Source organism: Streptomyces sp. NPDC031340, assembly GCF_055569945.1.
Map to the genome: position 1 here is coordinate 67,483 of NZ_JBVIIE010000032.1, position 18,693 is coordinate 86,175.

General features: G+C 71.7%; 16 protein-coding genes. 6 read left to right on the plus strand and 10 right to left on the minus strand.

From position 1 onward, the window contains the following. Nucleotides 1-36 precede the first annotated feature (36 nt). The 6 genes from ACZ5GT_RS24455 to ACZ5GT_RS24480 all read right to left on the minus strand — a co-directional run bounded on the left by ACZ5GT_RS24455 (nucleotide 37) and on the right by ACZ5GT_RS24480 (nucleotide 7,287). Complete coding sequence (locus tag ACZ5GT_RS24455) at nucleotides 37-438, minus strand: cytidine deaminase (RefSeq protein WP_469029728.1); 402 nt, start codon at nucleotides 436-438, stop codon at nucleotides 37-39. After that, the gene (locus tag ACZ5GT_RS24460; RefSeq protein ID WP_469029733.1) at nucleotides 435-1,721 is read right to left on the minus strand and encodes an ABC transporter permease; all 1,287 of its coding nucleotides are present in this window, start codon (nucleotides 1,719-1,721) and stop codon (nucleotides 435-437) included. Before ACZ5GT_RS24460 ends, ACZ5GT_RS24455 begins: the two co-directional genes overlap by 4 nt. Further along, complete coding sequence (locus tag ACZ5GT_RS24465) at nucleotides 1,721-2,848, minus strand: ABC transporter permease (protein ID WP_469029737.1); 1,128 nt, start codon at nucleotides 2,846-2,848, stop codon at nucleotides 1,721-1,723. Before ACZ5GT_RS24465 ends, ACZ5GT_RS24460 begins: the two co-directional genes overlap by 1 nt. Then, nucleotides 2,845-4,371 carry an ABC transporter ATP-binding protein gene (locus ACZ5GT_RS24470; RefSeq protein ID WP_469029846.1) on the minus strand — a complete coding sequence of 509 codons (1,527 nt, stop codon included), beginning with the start codon at nucleotides 4,369-4,371 and terminating at the stop codon, nucleotides 2,845-2,847. Before ACZ5GT_RS24470 ends, ACZ5GT_RS24465 begins: the two co-directional genes overlap by 4 nt. 197 nt (nucleotides 4,372-4,568) lie before the next feature. After that, complete coding sequence (locus ACZ5GT_RS24475; protein ID WP_469029740.1) at nucleotides 4,569-5,633, minus strand: BMP family lipoprotein; 1,065 nt, start codon at nucleotides 5,631-5,633, stop codon at nucleotides 4,569-4,571. A 427-nt stretch (nucleotides 5,634-6,060) separates the two neighbouring features. Continuing rightward, nucleotides 6,061-7,287 carry a M20 family metallopeptidase gene (locus ACZ5GT_RS24480; RefSeq protein ID WP_469029849.1) on the minus strand — a complete coding sequence of 409 codons (1,227 nt, stop codon included), beginning with the start codon at nucleotides 7,285-7,287 and terminating at the stop codon, nucleotides 6,061-6,063. Nucleotides 7,288-7,745: 458 nt separating this feature from the next. On the opposite strand from ACZ5GT_RS24480, the gene ACZ5GT_RS24485 reads away from it, so the two are divergent. After that, nucleotides 7,746-8,420, plus strand: coding sequence for a class I SAM-dependent methyltransferase (locus ACZ5GT_RS24485; RefSeq protein WP_469029744.1), 675 nt, complete (start codon nucleotides 7,746-7,748; stop codon nucleotides 8,418-8,420). A 42-nt stretch (nucleotides 8,421-8,462) separates the two neighbouring features. Here ACZ5GT_RS24485 and ACZ5GT_RS24490 read toward each other — a convergent pair whose 3' ends face one another. Genes ACZ5GT_RS24490 through ACZ5GT_RS24505 form a run of 4 tightly spaced genes read right to left on the minus strand, consistent with a single transcriptional unit; the run spans nucleotide 8,463 to nucleotide 13,222 of the window. Next, entirely contained in the window at nucleotides 8,463-9,527 is a 1,065-nt protein-coding gene (locus tag ACZ5GT_RS24490) for a hypothetical protein (protein WP_469029747.1), read from the minus strand. A 40-nt stretch (nucleotides 9,528-9,567) separates the two neighbouring features. Next, entirely contained in the window at nucleotides 9,568-10,506 is a 939-nt protein-coding gene (locus ACZ5GT_RS24495) for an N-acetylneuraminate synthase family protein (RefSeq protein WP_469029753.1), read from the minus strand. 14 nt (nucleotides 10,507-10,520) lie between these two features. Then, the gene (locus ACZ5GT_RS24500; RefSeq protein WP_469029756.1) at nucleotides 10,521-11,792 is read right to left on the minus strand and encodes a cytidylyltransferase domain-containing protein; all 1,272 of its coding nucleotides are present in this window, start codon (nucleotides 11,790-11,792) and stop codon (nucleotides 10,521-10,523) included. Nucleotides 11,793-11,848: 56 nt separating this feature from the next. Continuing rightward, entirely contained in the window at nucleotides 11,849-13,222 is a 1,374-nt protein-coding gene (locus ACZ5GT_RS24505) for a DUF6716 putative glycosyltransferase (protein ID WP_469029761.1), read from the minus strand. Nucleotides 13,223-13,420: 198 nt separating this feature from the next. Here ACZ5GT_RS24505 and ACZ5GT_RS24510 point away from each other — a divergent pair, with 198 nt between their 5' ends. The 5 genes from ACZ5GT_RS24510 (at nucleotide 13,421) to ACZ5GT_RS24530 (ending at nucleotide 18,573) form a co-directional block, all read left to right on the plus strand. Then, entirely contained in the window at nucleotides 13,421-14,407 is a 987-nt protein-coding gene (locus ACZ5GT_RS24510; protein ID WP_469029764.1) for a glycosyltransferase family 2 protein, read from the plus strand. After that, nucleotides 14,407-15,738, plus strand: a complete 1,332-nt coding sequence (locus ACZ5GT_RS24515; RefSeq protein ID WP_469029769.1) for an alpha-2,8-polysialyltransferase family protein — start codon at nucleotides 14,407-14,409, stop codon at nucleotides 15,736-15,738. Before ACZ5GT_RS24510 ends, ACZ5GT_RS24515 begins: the two co-directional genes overlap by 1 nt. Nucleotides 15,739-15,903: 165 nt before the next feature. Next, complete coding sequence (locus tag ACZ5GT_RS24520; RefSeq protein WP_469029774.1) at nucleotides 15,904-16,929, plus strand: glycosyltransferase family 2 protein; 1,026 nt, start codon at nucleotides 15,904-15,906, stop codon at nucleotides 16,927-16,929. Beyond that, nucleotides 16,916-17,314, plus strand: coding sequence for a GtrA family protein (locus ACZ5GT_RS24525; protein WP_469029778.1), 399 nt, complete (start codon nucleotides 16,916-16,918; stop codon nucleotides 17,312-17,314). Before ACZ5GT_RS24520 ends, ACZ5GT_RS24525 begins: the two co-directional genes overlap by 14 nt. After that, complete coding sequence (locus tag ACZ5GT_RS24530; protein WP_469029784.1) at nucleotides 17,311-18,573, plus strand: NAD(P)/FAD-dependent oxidoreductase; 1,263 nt, start codon at nucleotides 17,311-17,313, stop codon at nucleotides 18,571-18,573. The genes ACZ5GT_RS24525 and ACZ5GT_RS24530 overlap by 4 nt, the downstream gene beginning before the upstream one ends. Nucleotides 18,574-18,693 lie beyond the last annotated feature (120 nt).

Consider the following 18,693-nt stretch of genomic DNA (forward strand, 5'->3'; position numbering starts at 1 on the left):
GGCCCCTCCGCACCTGTCGGAGGGGCCGCACGGGAGTTACTGGGTGAGATGGTCCGGGCCGAAGGCCTGGGGCAGCATCTCCGACAGCGGCAGGATGCCCCGGGGTGTCTCCAGCAGCAGTCCGGGGCCGCCGAACTCGTACAGCAGCTGCCGGCAGCGGCCGCACGGGACCAGGATCTCGCCGTGGCCGTCGACGCAGGTGAAGTGCGTCAGGCGGCCGCCGCCGGTGTTCTGCAGCTGTGAGACCAGTCCGCACTCGGCGCACAGTCCGAGCCCGTACGAGGCGTTCTCGACGTTGCAGCCGGTGACCGTGCGTCCGTCGTCGACCAGGGCCGCGACGCCGACCGGGTAGCCCGAGTAGGGGGCGTAGGCGCGGGACATGGCCTCCCGGGCCAGCGTCCGCAGCCGCTCCCAGTCGACGTCGGGTGACGCGGTCACTTGCCCTGGCCCTTCCGGTAGCGCATGCCGTCCGCCTTGGGCATCCGCAGCCGCTGCGCGGACAGCGACAGCACCAGCAGGGTGACGACGTACGGGGTGGCGCCCACGAAGTCGCTCGGCACCTCGTCGGTGAACAGGTACCAGACCAGCACGAGCACCGCCGTGACGGCGCTCGCCACGCCCTGCCACAGCGCCTTGCGGTACAGCTTCCACCCGGCCAGCACGGCGAGCAGGACCACCAGCAGGAGCAGCAGCGCGTGCACGGTCTCACCGCCGTTGCGCAGCTGCAGCGCGTCCGAGTAGCCGAACAGGCCCGCGCCCATCGCCAGCCCGCCGGGCCGCCAGTTGCCGAAGATCATCGCCGCGAGGCCGATGTAGCCGCGGCCGCCGGTCTGGCCCTCCAGGTAGATGTGCGAGGTGACCAGCGCGAGGAAGGCGCCGCCGAGGCCCGCCAGGCCGCCGGAGACGGCGACGGCCGCGTACTTGTACTTGTAGACGTTGACGCCGAGGGACTCCGCGGCGACCGGGTTCTCGCCGCAGGAGCGCAGCCGCAGACCGAACGCCGTGCGCCACAGCAGCCACCAGCTGCCGACGAACAGCAGGACGGCGATGAGCGTCACCACGGACAGGTCGGTGACCAGGCCGCCGAGGATGCCGGCCAGGTCGGAGACGAGGAACCAGTGGTGCTGCTCGACGGAGTGCAGGGCGTCCGAGAGGCCGGGCACGTCGACGTTGGGCAGCGACTCGGCGGGCGGGGACTGCTTGGGGTTGCCGCCCGCCTCCGCCGCCTTGCCCTCGGCGAAGAACAGCTTGGCGAGGTACTGGGTGGTGCCGAGCGCGAGCAGGTTGATCGCGACACCGGAGACGATGTGGTCGACGCCGAAGGTGACGGTGGCGACGGCGTGCACCAGGCCGCCGAGGACGCCGAAGCCGATCCCGCACAGCAGGCCGAGCCAGGGGCTGTGCTGCCAGCCGATCCAGCCCGCGCCGAAGGTGCCGAGGATCATCATGCCCTCGAGGCCGATGTTGACCACGCCGGAGCGCTCGGACCACAGGCCGGCCAGACCGGCCAGGCCGATCGGCACGGCCAGCCCCAGCGCGGCGCTGACCTGGCCCTCGGAGGTGAGCTGGTCGGCGCCGGTCAGCACGCGGACCGCGGCCAGGAGGACCAGCGCACCCGCGGCGATCAGGAGTACCCGGCCGAGGGTCCGGCCGGAGCCGCCGGCCGCGGCGTCGGTCTTGGGCGCCGCGGGCGGCGGCGTGTCGGTCATCGTGGCAGTCATCACGCCACCTCCTGCTTCACGGTCGGGGCGGCGGCCTGGGCGGCGAGTTCGGCGCCCACGCGCTGCTGCTGGCGCCGGAGGCCGTAGCGGCGTACGACTTCGTAGGCGATGACGACGCACAGGACGATGACGCCCTGGATGACGCCGAGGATCTCCTTGTCGTAGCCCTGGAACTCCAGGTGGTTGGTGGTGCGCTCCAGGAAGCCCCACAGCAGGGCGCCGAGCGCGATGCCGATCGGGTGGTTGCGGCCCAGCAGCGCGATGGCGATGCCGGTGAAGCCGATGCCCGCCGGGAAGTCGTTGCTGAACTGGTGGCTGTCGTTGAGCAGGGTCGGCATGCCGATCAAGCCGGCCACCGCGCCCGAGATGACCATGCTGGTGGCGACCATCTTCTTCACGCTGACGCCGCTGGCCGCGGCGGCGGTCTCGGACAGTCCGACGGTGCGCAGGTCGAAGCCGAACCGGGTACGGCCGAGGACGAACCAGAAGGCGACGCCGACGAGCACGGCGACGACGATGAAGCCCCACAGCTCGCCGGCCGGGCCGGTGTCGAAGCTGAAGAAGTAGGACGACTCCGGCAGCGGCTTGGTGGACACCAGGGTGCCCGCCTTGTCCAGCTGGCCGAGCTGCTCGGGCTGCAGCAGGTAGGCGATGATCGCGGTGGCGATCGAGTTCAGCATGATGGTCGAGATGACCTCGCTGACGCCCCGGGTCACCTTCAGCACGCCCGCGATGGCCGCCCACAGCGCACCGCTCGCCATGGCGCACAGGATGATCAGCGGGATGGCGATCCAGCCGGGGGCGGTGAGCGCGCCGCCGAGGACGGCGGCGACGAAGGCGGCGATCCGGTACTGGCCGTCGACGCCGATGTTGAACAGGTTCATGCGGAAGCCGATGGCCACCGCGACGCCCGCGAGGTAGTACGTCGTCGCCTTGTTGAGGATGTAGACCTGGCTGTCGCTGGCGGTGCCGTAGGTCAGCATGTCGCTGAAGGCGTCGCCCGGGTTCTTGCCGGTGGCGAGGATCACCAGGGTGGTGACGACGAGGGCGGCGGCGATCGCCAGCAGCGGCGCCGCGACGCCGAGGAGCAGCCGCTCCTTGTCGATCCGTGAGATCAGCTTCTTCATCGGACGTCGTCCTCCGTGTGCTCCAGGTGGCCGGTGGCCGCACCCGTCATGGCGGAGCCCAGCGCCTCGGGGGTGATCGTGGCGGGGTCGGCGTCGGCGACCAGACGGCCCCGGTACATCACCCGCAGGGTGTCGGAGAGCCCGATGAGCTCGTCCAGGTCCGCGGAGATCAGCAGCACGGCCAGGCCGTCGCGGCGGGCGTCGCGGATGTGGTCCCAGATCGCCGCCTGGGCGCCGACGTCCACACCGCGGGTGGGGTGGGCGGCGATGAGCAGCTTCGGCGAGTGGCTCATCTCCCGGCCGACGATCAGCTTCTGCTGGTTGCCGCCGGACAGCGAGCCTGCGGTCACCTCGATGCCGGGGGTACGGACGTCGTAGGCGTCGACGATGCGCTCGGTGTCGGCGCGGGCGGCCTTGAGGTCGAGCAGTCCGCCGCGGGAGTTGGGCTCCTCGGTGACGTGGCCGAGGATGCGGTTCTCCCAGAGCGTCGCCTCCAGCAGCAGGCCGTGGCGCTGGCGGTCCTCGGGGATGTAGCCGACGCCGGCCTCGCGGCGTCTGCGGGTGGGGAGGTGGGAGATGTCGGCGTCTTCGAGGGTGATGGTGCCGGTGTCCGGGGTGCGGATACCCATGATCGTCTCGACCAGTTCGGACTGGCCGTTGCCCTCCACGCCGGCGATGCCCAGCACCTCGCCCTTGTGGATGGTGAAGGAGATCTGGTCGAGGATGACGCGCTCGACGCCGTCGAGGTCGGTCTGCGTCAGCCTCAGCCCGTCCACCTTCAGCACCGGGACGTCGGTGACGTGGGACCCCTCGGTCGCCGGGGTGGGCAGTTCGCTGCCGACCATCAGCTCGGCGAGCTGCTTGGTGGTGGTGGCGTGCGGCTCGACGGTGCCTACGGTAGTGCCGCGCCGGATGACGGTGATCTCGTCGGCGACGGACAGCACCTCCCCCAGCTTGTGGGAGATGAAGATGACGGTGAGCCCCTCGGCCTTGAGGTCGCGGAGGTTGTCGAAGAGGGCCTCGACCTCCTGCGGCACGAGGACCGCGGTGGGCTCGTCGAGGATGAGGATCCTGGCGCCGCGGTAGAGGACCTTGAGGATCTCCACGCGCTGGCGGTCGGCGACGCCGAGTTCCTCCATGAGCACGTCGGGCCGTATGTTCAGCCCGTAGGCGCCCGAGATCTCCTGGATCTTCGCGCGGGCCTTCGCGCCGATGCCGTACAGCTTCTCCGCGCCGAGAACGACGTTCTCCAGGACGGTGAGGTTGTCGGCGAGCATGAAGTGCTGGTGCACCATGCCGATGCCGCGGGCGATGGCGTCGGCGGGGTTGTGGAACGTGACGGGCTCGCCGTTCACCGTGATGGTGCCCTCGTCCGGCTGCTGCATGCCGTAGAGGATCTTCATCAGGGTGGACTTGCCGGCGCCGTTCTCACCGCACAGGGCGTGGACCGTGCCCGTGCGGACGGTGATGTCGATGTCGCGGTTGGCGACGACGCCGGGGAAACGCTTGGTGATGCCGCGCAGTTCGACGGCAGCGGGAGGGCTGGACGCGTTGATGGCGCACTCTCCTCGGGGAAAGGGGCTGCGTAAGGGGAGGCAGGCGTCGGCGACGCTAGCGCGGCAACTCCGTGCTACACGCGTAGAGTTGACACATTGTTATGGCTCGGCGGGGGCTTGTCGTACACCCCTCGCCGAGCCTCGGTCCGGCGGGAACCGTCAGGTCACGGGGTGGTCTTGACCTTGATGTCGCCGTCGACGATCTTCTTCTGGGCCGCGTCCAGCTTGGCCTTTATGTCGTCGATGAAGCCGCCGCTGGTGGCCAGGGAGACACCGTTCTTGGCGAGCGAGTAGTTGTTGAGGCCGGTCAGCGGCTTGCCGTCGTGGACGGACTTGATGAAGTCGTAGACACCGACGTCGACGTTCTTGACCATCGAGGTCAGGATCGAGTTCTTGTACTTCGCCAGGCCGGGGATGTTGTACTGGTCGGAGTCCACGCCGATGGCCCAGGCGCCCTTGACGCCGCTGACGGCCTCGATCGCGCCGTTGCCGGAGGAGCCGGCCGCCGAGTAGATCACGTCGGCGCCGTTGTCGAGCATGCCGGACGCCGCCTCCTTGCCCTTGTCGGGGCTGGCGAAGCCGGAGGTGTCCGAGCCGTGGCTCAGGTACTGGGTGTCGACCTTGACCTTGGGCTTGGTGTCCTTGACGCCCTGGACGTAGCCCGCCTCGAACTTCTTGATCAGCGGGTTGTCGACGCCGCCGATGAAGCCGACGTGGTCCTTCTTGGTCTTCAGCGCCGCGGCGACACCGGCCAGGTAGGAACCCTGCTCCTCGGTGAAGGTGATGCTGTCGACGTTCTTGGCGTCCACGACCGAGTCGACGATGCCGAAGCTGACCTTCGGGTACTTCGCGGCGACCTTGGTCATCGAGGTGGCGTAGGCGTAGCCGACACCGATGATCGGGTTGTAGCCGGCGTCGGCCAGGTCGGTCAGGCGCTGCTCACGGTCGGCCTCGGTGTCGGAGGTCTTGGCGGTCAGCTCCTTGATCGAACCCTTGAACTCCGCCTTGGCCTGGTCGGCGCCACGCGCGGCGGAGTCGTTGAAGGAACGGTCGCCGCGGCCGCCGACGTCGAAGGCGAGGCCGATCTTGACGCCGCCCTTGCCGCCGTCGGAGGAGGAGGACGACTTGTCGCTGCCGTTTTCGGAGGAGGTGCTGCCACAGGCAGTGGCAGACAGTGCGAGGGCTGCGGTGGCGATGCACGCAGCGGAAAGCTTGGCTACCCGGCGCACGGGAGGCTCCTTCACCTGACCTGAGCGCCATGTCGGCGCTTGTTGTGAGCACCATGCCAGTGCCCGAGCCGAGACGCCCCGGCGGCGTCGGCTTCGCGGCATCGTAACGCGCGTAGATGTCGGAAAGAGACCTCTCCGGAAGCCGTTATCGATTCGAGGCAAACAGCGTCTGAACTGAGGGTCTGCGGCTGCCGCGGCGACCGTTGCGGTCTGTTCACAAATGGCTTACGGACATGTTGCGCCGGGGGTCCGGACGTCCCCGGAGCAGGGACGTCCGGCCCATTGCGCGGGCCGGCCGGGTGGCCGCGCGGGCGTCGCGGGGGCCGGCGGGAACCGGCGTCGACCGGCTGGAACCGGCGTCGACCGCGGAGAACCCCTCAGGTCAGAGGGGTCTCAGCGGTCCCTTCGGAGAGGGTTCGGAGGGGGTTCAGCGTTCCGTCGCGTCCAGGAGGGCGGCCGCCGTGAACAGCTCCACGCCCACCGTGATCGCCGACTCGTCGACGTCGAAGTCGCCCTGGTGCAGGTCGCGCACGGTCCGCTCGCCCGGGGGCCGCACGCCGAGACGGGCCATCGCACCGGGCACGTGCTCCAGGTACCAGGAGAAGTCCTCGCCGCCCAGGCTCTGTTCGGTGCCCTCCACGGCGTCCGGGCCGCGCCGGGCGGCCATCGCGTGCCGCAGCAGGTCGGTGACGGCCTGGTCGTTGACCACCGGCGGGACACCGCGCACGTAGTTGATCTCCGACTTGGCGCCGTGCAGGTTGGCGACCTCGTCGATGGCGGCGACGACGACGTCCGGCACCTGCCGCCAGGTGGCGAGGTCGAGGCAGCGCACCGTCCCGGACAGCTCCGCGTGCTGCGGGATGACGTTCGGGGCGTGGCCGGACTCGATACGGCCCCAGGTCACGGCGAGGCCGCTGCGGCTGTCGACGCGGCGGGAGACCAGCGCGGGCACGTCGGTGGCGACGCGGGCGGCGGCGGTGACCAGGTCGGTGGTCAGGTGCGGCCGGGCGGTGTGGCCGCCGGGACCGTCCAGGGACACCTCGAGCCGGTCGCAGGCGGAGGTGATGGGGCCGGTGCGCAGCCCGATCCGGCCGGCGTCCACGCGGGGGTCGCAGTGCACGGCGACGATCCGGCCCACTCCCTCCAGCGCCCCCCACTCGATGGCGTCGGCGGCGCCGCCCGGCAGCACCTCCTCGGCGGGCTGGAAGATCAGCCGGACCGGCTGCGGCAGCCGGCCCTGCCGGTGCAGCTCGGCCAGCACGAGGCCGGCGCCGAGCACCACGGTGGTGTGCACGTCGTGCCCGCAGGCGTGCGCGCGGTCGGGCACGGTGGAGCGGTAGGCGCACTCGGTCTTGGTGTCCGGGATGGGCAGCGCGTCGATGTCGGCCCGCAGCGCGAGCGCGGGGCGGTCGCCGGTCCAATGGCCGATGTCACAGACGAGTCCGGTCCCGCCGGCGAGCACACGCGGCTGCAGCCCGGCCTTCTCCAGCCGTGCCTTGATCGCGGCGGTCGTGCGGAACTCCTGGTTGCCGAGCTCCGGGTGCATGTGCAAGTCGCGCCGGAACGCAATGAGTTCGGCACGCAGCGGCTCGGGCAGCGTGCCGGGAAGCAGCGCTTCCGCGGCCGGCAGATCGACTTCGGACTCCAGTGACATCAGTTGCTTCACCCTCTGAAGGGTAGGACGCCGGGGCGGCCGACCGAGCCTCGATCAACAAACTTCAGCCCGTCAGACGAAGAAAATCTCGTTCCTCGGCGCATGGGATTCGGTGGAGGTGGGTAAACCACTCCTTTCTCTACGCATACCACGCTCCGCTCCAGCACGGCGCGTTTGTTCACCTGTCGGGACCGTCACCCACCGCGTGACGGCCCGGCCACGCGGCGCGCACGACCACACGGCGATCGGCCCGACGGCACACCGCCACACGGGTACCCCCGCACGGGCCGCACGGATACGGCCACGCGGCGCACGGCCACGGCGCACAGCCACCCGGCACACGTGACCGCATACCCCCGCGCCGGGCGTCCATGAGCGCGGCGGTCCCCGCGAACAGCCGGTGCCGGGCCGGTGAACCGCCGGACACGCGCCGGGCGCCGGGGCTAGGGTCCGGCCCCGTGAACGACGACACCCCCGACTTCATCCACGCCGCCCGGACCTCGTACGACGAGATCGCCGACACCTACGCCGAGCTGCACCCGGACAGCCTGGCCCACCACCCCCTGGACCGGGCGCTGTTCACCGGTTTCGCCGAGCTGGTGCGGGCCGCCGGAACGGCTCCGGTCGCCGACGTCGGCAGCGGCCCCGGGCACGTCACCGCGCGGCTGCACGCGCTCGGCGTGCCGGTCTTCGGGGTGGACGTCTCGCCGCGCATGGTGGCGCTGGCCCGCCAGGCGCATCCGGAGCTGCGCTTCCACGTGGGTTCCACGCTGCGCCTGGACCTGCCGGACGAGACGCTGGGCGGGGTCCTCGCCCTGTACTCGGTCATCCACGTGCCGGACGAGCACCTGCCGAGGGCGTTCGCCGAGTTCCACCGGGTGCTGATGCCCGGCGGGCACGTGCTGCTCGGCTTCCAGTCCGGCGACGAGGAGGGCCGGATGCGCCTCACCGAGCGCTTCGGCCGGGAGATCGGCCTGGACTACTACTGGCGCACACCCGAGACGGTGGCCCGCCACCTGGCCTCGGCGGGCCTGCGCCCGACGACCCGCGCGCTGCGCGAGCCGGACGGCGAGGAGACCCGCCCCCGTGCGTTCGTACTGGCCCGCAAGCCGCCCACGCCCACACCGCACTGACCGCCGAACCGGGCCGGGGTGGGGCGGGGGCCGCGTGTCGGGTCAGACGGCGGTGACGGCCGACAGGCGGTGGACGTCGCGGGCGGTGTCCGTCACGCCGGACAGGAAGCCCTGGGCCCGGGGGGAGGCCCGGTCGGTGAGCCAGGCCGGGTCTATGTCGCAGACGGCGACCCGGACCGGGGTGCCGGCCAGGGCGAGGGGCAGGGTGTGGACGACCGTGGAGGGGAAGCTGAGGATCGTGCGGCCGACCGGGCCGCGGCGGGCGATCAGCTCCAGTGGGAGGTCCGGGCGGACGACCTCCAGGCCGGTCTCCAGCACCAGCCGGTGCAGTTTCTCGGTGCTCTCGCGCCGGTGCGCGAAGTAGCGGGTGGCGCCGTGCGCCTTGGCCAGGGTGCGCACCGCCTCCAGGTAGCGCCCGGCGTCGACCACGCCGGTCTCCACCAGGGAGGTGCCCACCATGTCGGCGCCCTTGGTGATGCGGGGCGGGCCGAAGCGGGCGCGGGTCCAGGCGAAGTCGTTCGCCGTCACCGTCACCCCGTCCGGCCGCTCGTCCACCGGCATGGCGGAGAAGATCTCCACCTGACGGTTCCCGCCCGGCGTCAGGCGCCGGCGGGCCGAGGAGGAGACCGGGGCGAAGAGCAGGTCCCGGGGGCCGGGGCGGCCGCCCTTGCGGTGCCAGCGCACCAGGCGTTCGCCACGGGCGAGCTGGGCGACGAACTCCATGGTGGCCGTGCCGTCGTCCACCACGACGAGGGCGGGGGCCCTGGTGATCGTCAGCAGCAGTTGCACGTACCGGGAGAAGGGGTCGCCCAGCACGATGCGGTCGGCGCGGCGGAGCAGGCCGGCCAGGCCGCCGATCGTCTGGAACGGGGCCGCCGGGCCGCCCCTGGCCTCCTCCCAGCGGACCTCGTGGCCCTCCTCGCGGGCGAGTTCGGCCATCCGGCGCAACTGGCCGCGGGTCATCGGGTCGGTCGGGGACAGCACGACGAGGGTGAGCTCCGCGCCGGGCGCGTGGGCGTGCGCCCACTCCAGCACGTTCAGCAGCTGTACCGGGCTCTCGACGAACGCGAGAGTGGAGTGGCCGGCGGATCCGGCGCGGCGGCTCATCGGCGTGTGACCGTTCCCCTGGTTGGTGTCGCCCGGACCGTCAGACCGCGACCGGCTCGCCCGCGGCGGCGGCGATCTCCGCCTCGGCGACCACGCCGGAGACGCGGCGCAGCTTCTTCATCGGGCCGAGCTCGGAGTCGTAGACCTTCTTGACGCCGTCGCCGAGGGACGCCTCGATGGTGCGGATGTCGCGCACCAGGCGGGTGAGGCCCTGCGGCTCGACGGAGGCGGCCTGGTCGGAGCCCCACATGGCGCGGTCGAGGGTGATGTGGCGCTCGACGAACGTGGCGCCGAGGGCGACGGCGGCCAGCGTGGTCTGCAGGCCCGTCTCGTGGCCGGAGTAGCCGATCGGGACGTTCGGGTACTCCTTCTCCAGCGTGTTGATCACGCGGAGGTTCAGCTCGTCGGCCTTCGCCGGGTAGGTCGAGGTGGCGTGGCACATGAGGATGTTGTCGCTGCCGAGCACCTCCACCGCGTGGCGGATCTGCCGCGGCGTCGACATGCCGGTGGACAGGATGACCGTGCGGCCGGTGCCACGCAGGGCGCGCAGCAGCTCGTCGTCGGTGAGGGAGGCGGAGGCGACCTTGTGGGCGGGCAGGTCGAACTTCTCCAGGAAGGCGACCGCCTCGGTGTCCCACGGGGACGCGAACCAGTCGATGCCCTTCTCCTTGCAGTACTCGTCGATCTGCCGGTACTCGTCCTCGCCGAACTCGACCCGGTGGCGGTAGTCGATGTACGTCATCCGGCCCCAGGGGGTGTCGCGCTCGATGTCCCACTGGTCGCGCGGGGTGCAGATCTCGGGGGTGCGCTTCTGGAACTTCACGGCGTCGCAGCCGGCCTCGGCGGCCACGTCGATCAGCTTGAAGGCGTTGTCCAGGTCGCCGTTGTGGTTGATGCCGATCTCGCCGCAGATGTAGACGGGGCGGCCCGGGCCGACCTCACGCGAGCCGAACGTGCGCAGACGGGAGTGGGTGCTCATGGCGGGGACTTTCCTTACTTGTCGAGGGAATCGAGAGAGGGGCCGAGGATCCAGCTGGCGATCTCCCGGATCGCGCCGTCACCGCCGGGGACGGTGGTGACCGCGCGTGCGGCGCCGCGCACGACGTCGTGGGCGTTCGCGACCGCCACGGGCCAGCCGACGAGGGCGAAGCACGGGAGGTCGTTGACGTCGTTTCCGGCATAGAGCACGCGCTCGGGCGCGATGCCCTGCTCCTCGCACCACTGCTTCAGGGCGAGGTCCTTGCGGTCGATGCCGTGCAGGACCGGGAGCTTCAGCTTCCGGGCCCGGGCGGCGACGACCGGGTTCTGCTCCGAGGAGAGGATCAGCATCTTCAGCCCGCTCCTGCGCAGGGCGGCGATGCCCAGCCCGTCCCCGCGGTGCACGGAGACGAACTCCTTTCCGTCGGCGTCGATCAGCACCCGGTCGTCGGTCTGGGTGCCGTCGAAGTCCAGGACGACGGCGTCGATGTCGTCGGCGGCCGGCAGCGCGCCGGGCCGCTCCGCGTCGAAGAGCGGCGCGAGGGCGCGGGCGCGGGCCAGGTCGTGCGGGTCGTCGATCTCCAGCACCCGCGCGGGGTCGGTCCGCACCAGTTCCGTGCGGCCGAAGAAGCGGTGCCGGTGCTCGCGGAAGCCGGCGGCGTCCATCGCGTAGGCGGCGCCGGTCTCCAGCAGGTCCTGGGGGCGGTCCTGGCGGCGCGGGCGGTAGGACTTGTCGTGGTTGACGCCGTAGCCGCCGCGTGCGCCGGACGGACCGGCCGCGTCGAGAGCCTCGACGGGGTCGACGGCGTCGTCGGCGTCGCGCCAGACGAACCCGTGGAACGGCGCCACGGTCACCGCGGTGTCGGCGCCGTTGTGGACGACCGCGCCGGCCACCCCGTCGATGTCCTCGCGGACCAGGAAGGGGCTGGTGCACTGCACCAGCAGGACCGCGTCCACGCGGGCCCCGTGCAGGGCCTCGTGGGCGTCCATGGCGTGCAGCACGGCCGCCTCGGAGGTCGCCGTGTCGCCGGCGATGGCGGCGGGCCGCAGCACGACCTCGGCGCCGGCCTCGCGGGCGGCGGCGGCGATCGCCTGGTCGTCCGTGGACACCACGACGTCCGTCACCAGGCGGGCGGCCCGGCACTCGCGCACCGCCCGCGCCACCAGCGGCACGCCCCCGACGGGGGCGAGGTTCTTCGCGGGCACGCCCTTGGAGCCGCCCCGCGCGGGGATCACCGCGAGCACCCGGCGCACCGTCGCGCCGTGTCCCGCTTGCGGACTGGACATGGGTTCTGCTCCTCGGGATGGGGTGGGGCGGCTCACGGCCCGCCCGGTGGGGCGGCTCACAGCTCGCCCATCCGCCGGATGACGGGCGCCACGCGCTGCACCCCGTGCCGGTAGGCGCCGCGCGCCGCGCGGCGCACGATCTGCCGGACCGGGCCCGGCTCGCGGTCGGCGGCGGGCGCGCCGGGCAGCGGGCTGCCGTCCGGGCCGAGGTGGTGGCGGGCGAGGATGCCGGGCAGGTAGCCGGGCGCCGTCGCGGGCGTGTAGTACGGGGTCAGCGGGGGCAGCCCGGCGGGCTGGGCGAGCAGCTTGGCGACGCGCTCGCGGGCCGCGTCGAAGGCGGTGGCGTACGCCCCTCCGCCGGAGGCGACGCCCTGCCGTGCCACCCACTCCTGGTCGGCCTCCGGCCGGTGCCCGGCGTCGAGCTGGTCCCAGGAGGCGAGGCAGCCGGATCCGACGAAGTGGTGGTTGCCGAGCGCCTCGCGCACGCCCAGGTCGGTGAGGACCACGGTCGGGATGCGGCGGTGCAGGGACTCCAGCGCGGCCGTCGAACTGATCGTGACCAGCAGGTCGGTGCGGTCCAGGACCTCGCCCATGTTGCCGTACACCAGGCGGAAGTTGGCGGGCAGCTCGAACCGCTGCGCCAGCTTCTGGTAGGGCAGTTCCTCGATGTGGGTGGTGTGTTCGCCGGGCTTGGAGCGCAGCTTGAGCAGCACCTCGCGCTCGGGGTGCAGGCGGGCGTGCCGGACCAGCCGCTCCAGCAGGTAGGTGCGGTCCCGCCGGTTGTCCGGCACGGACGGCTGGGCGGCGAACACCACGGTGTGCGGCCGGTGTTCCGGCTCCGCGGCCGAGTCGCGGCCGCCGTCGTAGGCGGCTCCGCCGAGGAACGGCAGCGCCACCTCCGTCACCGACGAGGCGTCGGCGCCCACTCCCTCGTAGACCGCGCGGAAACGTTCCGCGTCCTGGCGGGAGTTGGCGAGCACCAGGTCCGCGCCGTGCCGCAGCAGCAGACCGTCGGCGAGCTTCTCGTAGACGACGCCGACGTAGCCGGTGACGACGACGGGACGCCTGGCGCGACCCTCCCAGACCCGCTTCAGGCCGTGCAGCACCGCCTGCACGCCGCCGCCGACGAGGGCGAGCACGACGACGTCGTACTCCTCTTCGGCCATGGTGCGCAGGAACTCGACGGCCGTGACCTCCCGCAGCGAGTCGGCGCGCACGCCGACCTCGGCGAGCTGGCGCGCGGTCGGCGTGGACCGGCCGCGCAGCAGGAACCCGTCCAGCTCCGGGCCGGCTTGCGCCCCGTCTGCCGAGGCGGTTTCCATGGTCGGGCCCGGGGCGATCCGCGCCGCGGTCAGGGCACCCCATTTCCAGCGGGTGTCTGAGTCCGCGAGCACGGCGATTCGCGTGGGCTTCGGTGTACTTGGTGGCACGACGAAGACGCTAGGAAGCAATTCCCAGGAATGGCCCAACCACATCTCAACAAAGAGTTAACAACAGCCCGCCTGGAACCGAACTGGCTCGTCAAACGCGCTCAAGAACACGGGATGCACCATTCCGACACGTCGAGTTCATCCCCTGTACGCCCACCGGAAAGTTCCGCAGCCGGGCACCCTCCTAGGGTTTCTCGGGTGCCAAAGCTTTCCGTGATCGTGCCGTTCTACAACGTCCAGCAATACGCGCCGGACACCCTCAGAAGTCTTCGCCTGAACGCCCGCCCGGATTTCGAGTTCATCCTGGTCGACGACCGTTCGACGGACGAAACTCCGGCCATTCTGGAGCGTGCGGCCGAGGAACTCTCCGGGGTCGCCCAGGTGCGCCTCGTCCGTCATGAGCAGAACGGAGGGCTCGCCACCGCGCGCAACACCGGCCTGGACGCGGCGCGCGGCGAGTACCTGACGTTCCTGGACGGCGACGACTGGCTGGCCCCCGGCTACCTGACGCGCCTGGTCGACGCGATCGAGGAACTGGGCTGCGACTTCGTCCGGACCGACCACGTGCAGGCCACCGCCCGCGCGCGGACGGTGCACCGGGTCCCGCACGGGCGCCGCCGGGAGGTGCTCGACCCGCGCGAGGCGATCCTGCCGGCCAACCGCACGACCTCCGTCGACTACGCCTACGCGTGGGCCGGCGCCTACCACCGGCGGCTGCTGGAGCGGGGCCTGCTGCACTTCACGGACGGGCTGCGCACCGCCGAGGACCGGCCGTGGATCTGGAAACTGCACCGCGAGGCGGAGTCGTTCGCCGTGGTGAGCCTGCTCGGCGTGTTCTACCGGCGCGGGGTGGCCTCCTCGCTGACCCAGATCGGCGACGCCCGCCAGCTCGACTTCATCCGCGCCTTCGACCAGGTGATCGAGGAGACCGCGGCGGACCCGGACGCCGCCCGGCTGCTGCCGAAGGCGGTGCGGACCTACTGCGCGATCATCGATCACCACCTCTCCGACGAGTCCAAGTGGGAGCCGGCCGTCGCCAAGCAGCTGCGGTCGCTCACCGCGGCCGCCATTCAGCGGATGCCGCAGGACGCCCTCGGCGACGTGCTCGACACCATGGACCTGCGCCGTTCCGCCAGGCTGCGGCGGCTGCGGCGCCGGATCACCACAGCGAAGGCGGCTGCCTGATGTCCCGTACCACCCGGATCTACTGCGCCTCCACGCTGTACGGCGCCGCCACCCTGGCCGCCGCGCTGGACTCCGACTGCTTCCCCGAGGCGGACCGCGAAGTGCTGCTGGTGTTCAACACCTCGGCGATCCCGGAGACCACCCCGGCGCTCGACGAGATGCCGGGCTTCGAGCCGCTGCGCGGCCACTTCGACGCCGTGCTGTCCTGGAACGAGGCCATCCACCCGTTCCACCCGGGCGCCTGGGTCCCCCGCCCGGACGACGTCCCGCTCTTCGAGCGCTACCTGCGGCTGCTGTGGGGTCTGGGCGACGACCGGGTGGAGCTGGTCGTGGAGTCCCTCCAGGTCGCCCCCGCGCAGACGGTGGCCCAGCTGTTCACCGACGCCCCCATCGACGTCTACGCCGACGGCCTGATGAGCTACGGCCCCACCCGCAACAAGCTCGACCCGCTGATCGGCACGCGGGTGCGCCGGCTGCTGCACCTGGACCTGGTGCCCGGCCTGACGCCGATGCTGCTGACCGAGTTCGGCGTTCAGCCGCAGGTGGTGCCGACGGCCGCGTTCCTGAAGACGCTGACCGAACTGAGCGCGGCCGTCACCGGCCTGCCGGTGCTGCCGGAGGGCTCGGCGCTGCTGCTGGGCCAGTACCTTTCCGCGCTGAACATCCTCACCCCGCAGGAGGAGGAGGACCTGCACGTGCGGATGGCGCGGGGCGCGGCCGAACGCGGCCACCGCTCGATCGTCTTCAAACCGCACCCCAGCGCGCCCGCCCGCTACAGCCGCGCCCTGGAGGCCGAGGCCGAGAAGCTGGGCGTGGAGCTCACCGTGCTGGACATGCCCGTCCTCGCCGAGCTGCTGTTCGCGCAGTCGCCGCCCGGTCTGGTCGTCGGCTGCTTCTCCACCGCGCTGTTCACCGCGTCGGCGTTCTACGGCCTGCCGGTGGCCCGCGTCGGCACCGAGCCGCTGCTCGAGCGCCTGACGCCGTACCAGAACAGCAACCGGGTGCCGGCCGTGCTCGCCGACGCGCTGGTGCCGGATCTGGCGGGCCGCGAGGGCGAGGACCCGGTCCCCGGCGACACGCTGAACGACCTGGTCACCGCGGTCGGCTTCACCATGCAGCCGCAGCTCCACCCGGGCCGGCGCGCGGAGGCGGAGCGCTATCTGTCGCGGCACCTCGGCCCGCGCACCCTGCGCTACTTCAAGAAGAAGCGGCTCACCTCGCTCGGGCTGCCGGGCGGCATCCCGCAACGGCTCGCCTTCCTCCCCCGCAACGCCACCGCACGCCGGGTGGTCCGCCGGGCCCGCGCGCTGCGGAAGGCGGTACGGCGCTGAGGCGGAAAGAGAGCGAAAAGAGAAGGGAAAGAAAGGGAAGCTCTACGGGGAAGACCGCATTCCGACGCGGGACGTTGGGGCGCGGTTAACGAAGGCTCCATAGCTTCCCCGAATGGCGCATACAGCAATCTCCTCCGTACCGTGCGGCCCGGCGGACGGTCCGCGATGACCCAGCAGGACATACGCCCGCCCGCCCACGCCCCGGCTCGCGTCGCGCCCGCGCCCGCCGGGCCGGGGCCCGCCCGGCGACCACTGGTCTCCTACGTCCTGCCCGTCTTCAACGAGCAGGACGGCGTCGCCGCCTTCCACGCCGAGCTGGCCGCCGCGCTCGCGGCCCGCCCGGACCTCGACGCCGAGCTGGTCTACGTCAACGACGGCTCCACCGATGGCTCGCTCGCCCTGCTGAGAGACCTGGCGGGCGAGGACCGCCGGGTGCGGGTGGTCGACCTCGCCCGCAACTTCGGCCACCAGATCGCCATCACCGCCGGCCTCGACGTCGCCCGCGGTGACGCGGTGATCGTGATGGACACCGACCTGCAGGACCCGCCGCGGGTCAGCCTCGAACTGGTCGACGCCTGGCGGGCCGGCGCCGAGATCGTGCACGCGCGCCGGCGCACCCGGCAGGACACCGCGTTCAAGCGGGCCACCGCGCACCTGTACTACCGCGTCCTGCGCGCCTCCACCGAGGTCGACATCCCGCTGGACACCGGGGACTTCCGGCTGCTGGACCGGCGGGTCGCCGACGAGCTGCGCAGGTACCGCGAGCGCAGCCGGTTCGTGCGCGGCATCGTCGCCTCGATGGGCTACCGGCAGGCCGAGGTGGTCTTCGACCGCGACGAGCGGTTCGCGGGCGAGACGAAGTACCCGCTGCGCAAGATGACCCGCCTCGCCGTGGACGGCGTCACCAGCTTCTCCACCGCCCCGCTGAAGATGATCACCCGGCTCGGCTTCGTCGTCCTGGCGCTGTCGCTGGCCGGCATCCTCTACGCGTTGGCGATGAAGTTCTTCCGGCCCGAGATCACCGTCTCCGGCTGGACGATGCTGATGTGCGTCCTGCTGTTCCTCGGCGGCACGCAGATGCTGTCGCTGGGGGTCATCGGCGCGTACGTGGGACGCATCTACAGCGAGGCGCAGAGACGGCCGCTGTACCTGGTGCGCGAGGTGATCGGCGGCGACGATGACCACCGCTGAGGCCGCCCCGCCCCAGACCCTGCGCCAGCTGCTGCGCTACACCCTGATCGGCGGCAGCGGCGTCGCGCTGGACTTCGGGGCCTTCCTGCTGCTGCACAACCTCGCCGGGCTGGACGAACAGGTCGCCAACGCACTCTCCACCACGCTCGGCATCGCCAACAACTTCGTGCTGAACGCCCTGTTCACCTTCGAGCGGCGCGACCGGATCGTCGTCCGCTTCCTGCGCTTCTACGCCGTGGGACTGACCGGGATCGTCCTGACGAACCTGCTCTTCCTCGTGTTCACCGACGCGCTGGGCATCGACGCCGACCTGGTCAAGGCGGGTTCGCTGGTGCCGGTCCTGGCGCTGCAGTTCGTGCTCAACAGAAAGTGGAGCTTCGCATGAATCTCGGCATCATCGGCGCGGGTGCCACCGGCCTGACCGCGGCCTGGGACGCGGTGCGCGCCGGGCACCGGGTCACCGTGCTGGAGGCGGCGGACGAACTCGGCGGCCTCGCGGCCTCGCTGGAGGTGGGCGGCGCCGCGCTGGAGCGGTTCTACCACCACATCTTCCGCAGCGACCGGGACATGATCGCGCTCATCGGGGAGCTGGGGCTCGGCGACGCGCTGCGCTTCCACAAGCCGGCCACCGGCATCTACCGGGGCGGCCGCCTCATCGACTTCACCACGCCCCTGGACATGCTGCGCTTCCCGGAGTTCGGCCCGCTGGACGCGGTGCGCTTCGCCGGGTCGTCGGCCGTGCTGAAGGCGGTCCGCGACGGCGAGCGGTTCAACGACCTGACGGCGCTGGCCTGGCTGCGCAGGTGGGCCGGCCGGAGGGCGACCGCGGCGATCTGGGAGCCGCTGCTGCGCGGCAAGTTCGGCGACCGCGCCGAGCAGGTGTCGATGGCCTGGCTGTGGGCCCGCATCCACTGCCGCACCTTCGAACTCGGTTACGTGGACGGCGGGTTCGAGCGGGTGTACGCGGCGCTGCGGGACGGGGTCGAGGAGCGCGGCGGCAAGGTGGAGTTCAGCAAGACCGTCGAGGCGATACGGCAGGACGGCGACACCGCCGTGGTCCGGTGCGCGGACGGCTCCCGCTACGACTTCGACCGGCTGATCGTCACCGTCCCGCAGCCCGCCTTTGCGAAGGCGGCCGGACTGCCCGCCGACGACCGCCTGTGGAAGAACCAGTACCTGGGCGCGACCTGCTTCGTGCTGGAGCTGGACCGCAGCGTCATCCCGTACTACTGGCTCAACGTCAACGAGCCGGACTTTCCCTTCCTCGCGGTGGTCGAGCACACCCGGATGATCGACCCGTCGGTGTACGGCGGCCGGCACGTCCTCTACGTCGGCAACTACGTCGAGCGCGACGACTGGCGGTTCACCACCGAGCCGGGCGAGCTGCTGACCGCGTACCTGCCGTATCTGCGGCGGATCAACCCGGAGTTCGACGCCTCCTGGATCAAGAACTGGCACTTCTCGAAGGCCGGGTTCGCGCAGCCCGTGGTGACGCCCGGGTACCGGGCGCTGATCCCGCCGCACGACACCCCGATGAGCCGGGTCACGCTGGCGACGATGGCGCAGATCTACCCCCAGGACCGGGGCCAGAGCTACTCGGTGGCGCTGGCCCGGAAGGTGACATCGTCGCTGGGCCTGGCCTGACCCGGCTCGGCGCACGGCGTGGGGGGGGGGGGGGGGGGGGGGGGGGGGGGGGGGGGGGGGGGGGGGGGGGGGGGGGGGGGGGGGGCCAGGGAAAACGCCACAACCCCCCAGGAAAAAGGA